Origin of the sequence: Hyphomicrobium sp., assembly GCF_035572195.1 — a bacterium.
In the GTDB taxonomy this organism is placed as follows: Bacteria; Pseudomonadota; Alphaproteobacteria; order Rhizobiales; family Hyphomicrobiaceae; genus Hyphomicrobium_B.
Genome location: NZ_DATNBA010000027.1, coordinates 1 through 2921 on the forward strand (window position 1 = coordinate 1; position 2921 = coordinate 2921).

Here is a 2921-nt window from a genome sequence, read left to right on the forward strand (position 1 = left end):
TTCGAAGCCTTTGCCAATGGCTTCGGCGCCCATGCCGAGGTCGTGGAAACGCCGCTTCCTTCCGATTTCGACGGCAGCCTTCGCCTGCAGGAAATCGTGCAATTTTCAGATATTGCGCGCAACTACGGCCCAATCGCCGACGCTAATCCCGATCGCGTCTCGACGAAGCTCAAGGAGATCATTGCCGAAGGACGGACCTTTTCCGCCGCGGACTACGCCGCCGCGCGAGCCGAACGCGAACAGCTGTACGATGCTTTGCGGCCGGTCCTCGTCAATCACGATGCCATCCTGACGCCCGCCGCGCCTGGCCCGGCGCTACACGGTCTTGAGGCGACAGGCAGTCCGATGTTCAATGCATTGTGGACCTATCTGGGGATGCCGTGCATTTCGCTGCCGCTGCTCGAAGTCCGCGGCCTTCCGGTCGGCGTGCAGCTCGTCGGCGCTCGCGGTGAGGACGCCGGCTTGCTCAGTGCCGCGACGTGGCTCATGCGCGAACGGGCACGTAAAAACTGAAATCTTTGCCGACCCTTCACGTCATGGCCAGGCTTGACCCGGCCATCCAGGGGCCGCGCTCATTTTCTCCCTGCATGGCCGCTCCGAAGTGCGGCCGTGACGTGAATTGGGGCACTTAGAAAAATGAAAAAGGTCCGCCGCGTGAGCGACGGACCTGAAAGATATTTTCGGAGTCTTGGCGCTTCTCTACGCCAGCTTGAAGGGCATCTCTTTACCGGCAAAGAACGCGTCGATGTTGTCGAGAGATTCAAAGCCCATCTGATTGCGCGCTTCGATCGCCGCCGAACCCAAATGCGGGAACAGGAACGTGTTCGGCAGGTCGTAATAACCTTCGTTGATCTTCGGCTCGCCTGCGAAGACATCGAGCCCGGCATAGGCGAGCCGTCCCGACTTCAACGCTGCGATCATGTCCTCGTCGTTGACGAGATCGCCGCGCGCCGTGTTGATGACGATGGCGCCTTGCGGCAGCTTTTCGATGGTGGCCTTGTTGAAGAAGTGGCGCGTTTCCGGCGTCAGCGGCGCATTGATCGAGAAGAACTGCGACACCGAGAGCAGGCTGTCGAGCGAGTCGTGATAGATCGCGCCAAGAGCCTTCTCCTTCTCCGGAGGCTGCCGGTAGATATCGTAATAATGGATTTCCATTTCGAAGCCGCGGGCCCGCTGCGCCAACGCCTGCCCAATCTTACCGAAGCCGTAGATGCCGAGCTTCTTGCCATCGAGACGCTGGCCGACAAGTTGCAATGGCTGCCAACCCGGCCACGAACGCGTGCGGATCATGCGCTCACCTTCCGACGCACGCCGCGCCGAACCAAGAAGCAGCAGCATGGCAATTTCGGCCGTCGCCGCGGTAACGCCGTGCGGCGCGTTGCCAACCTTGATTCCCCGCGCCTTGCAGGCTTCGAGATCGATGTGGTCGAACCCGATTGAGTACGTCGAGATGCACTTGATGTTGTCCGGCATCTTGTCGATGACGTCCTTCCGGCATTTTTCGTTGAGTGTGATGAGCAGCGCATCGACCGTCTTTGCCGTTGCGAGCAGTTCATCGATCGTAATTTTCGGATCGTCCCCATGGGCGATAACATCGTAGGTCGCCCGAGCGCGGGCCATAGCGGCTTCAGGCAGAGGCCAAGTAATGAGGATTTTCTTTTTTGACATTTGAGCAAGACTCTCCGGACATCCGACATTGATCGCAGGCATCGCTTGTGCCCCACCGCAGCGGGCCTGACAAGTCCGCAGCCCCTAGGCGTTGCGCCGCAACCAAGCGGCCGGCAACTCTTTCTTCACCACGTCCGGCGCAAAATGCGCTTCGAGGCAGCCTCTTCGCGCCTCGTTCGAGTGCGGGCTATCCATGCGCATTGTCGTCATCGGTTTGGTACTTCTTGCCGGCCTGAAGGTGTGGACCCAGGACCGGATGTACCGCTCCGTCACGGGCGAGGTGCTGATCGAAGCCTATCGCGAGCGCGCCATCGAGGTCTGCCGCAAGCAATCCGCGAAGACGGTCCATACCGCAGCCGGTACGACCGATCTATGGGGTTCGGATTCGGAAGCCGAGGTCCTGATCGGAAATCCCGGTCTCGACGTCGCGATCTGGGATACGCAAAACCCCAGATGGGACGAACGGTTTCGCCACCCCAATCTGATCCTGACTGGTGCCGGAGAAGCGCGTGCGCGCTGCGCCTACGATCTTCGCGACGGACTGGCGACGCTGTCGACGTACTGACGACGCCCACGTCGCTCGACCCGACGCCTTAAGAACATTTTCACGCACAACGCCCTGTTCATCTTTCACCCCGACAATCGGACCGGACGAATCGGTTCGGCCGCGTGATGTAGCGACCACCCGACGATGGCAGCGCGACGGCGCTGCTCGAGCGTTGCGGACAGATGGACAATCAAGGTCGCAAATCAGCAAAGCACTCCGGCGGCAGAGCCCCGCGCTTCGCGCACGTCCGCCGCGCTGTCCTGAAGCGCATCAGGGCCATTGCGGCTCTGCCGGTCCTGTTCGCGCTATGTGCGTCCGGCATCGTACTGCTGTTACCCGATCGCTATGAAGCGTCGGTAACGATCCAAATCGATGCGCGCCAGAAATTGCCGGTACCGGCGGCTTCCGCAAGCTCAATACAGGATATCGACAGTCGTGCGCTGGAAAGCGAAATGGATAGGCTGCGCTCAGGACCCATCGTTGATCATGTCATCGACACGCTCGGCCTGAACAAAGATCCGGAATTCGCGCGTCGCTGGCCCGCGGCACTGATTGACCGAGTGCTGAGATTCCACTCGCCGCCCCAAACGGATACGCAAGCGGCGGTTTCGGATAACCTCACCGTCTCGCGTATTCGCAATACGCTGCTGCTCAGCATTCGTTTCTCGTCGAAAGATCCGGTGAAGGCAGCGCGCATCGCCAACGC

General features: G+C 60.4%; 4 protein-coding genes. 3 read left to right on the forward strand and 1 reads right to left on the reverse strand.

Translation table 11 applies throughout. The annotated features are described in order from the left end of the window. Positions 1 to 513: amidase family protein (locus VN623_RS02550; RefSeq protein WP_325567803.1), on the forward strand; the 513-nt coding region annotated here is incomplete at its 5' end. Between the two features lie 186 nt (positions 514 to 699). Here the strand turns inward: VN623_RS02550 and VN623_RS02555 are convergent. Next, entirely contained in the window at positions 700 to 1668 is a 969-nt protein-coding gene (locus VN623_RS02555; protein WP_325567805.1) for a D-glycerate dehydrogenase, read from the reverse strand. A 193-nt stretch (positions 1669 to 1861) separates the two neighbouring features. Here VN623_RS02555 and VN623_RS02560 point away from each other — a divergent pair, with 193 nt between their 5' ends. Both VN623_RS02560 and VN623_RS02565 read left to right on the forward strand, forming a co-directional pair. Then, on the forward strand, positions 1862 to 2233 hold the full coding sequence (locus VN623_RS02560) for a hypothetical protein (RefSeq protein ID WP_325567807.1): 372 nt from the start codon (positions 1862 to 1864) through the stop codon (positions 2231 to 2233). Between the two features lie 164 nt (positions 2234 to 2397). Beyond that, the coding region (locus VN623_RS02565; protein WP_325567809.1) for a Wzz/FepE/Etk N-terminal domain-containing protein at positions 2398 to 2921 on the forward strand (524 nt) is incomplete at its 3' end.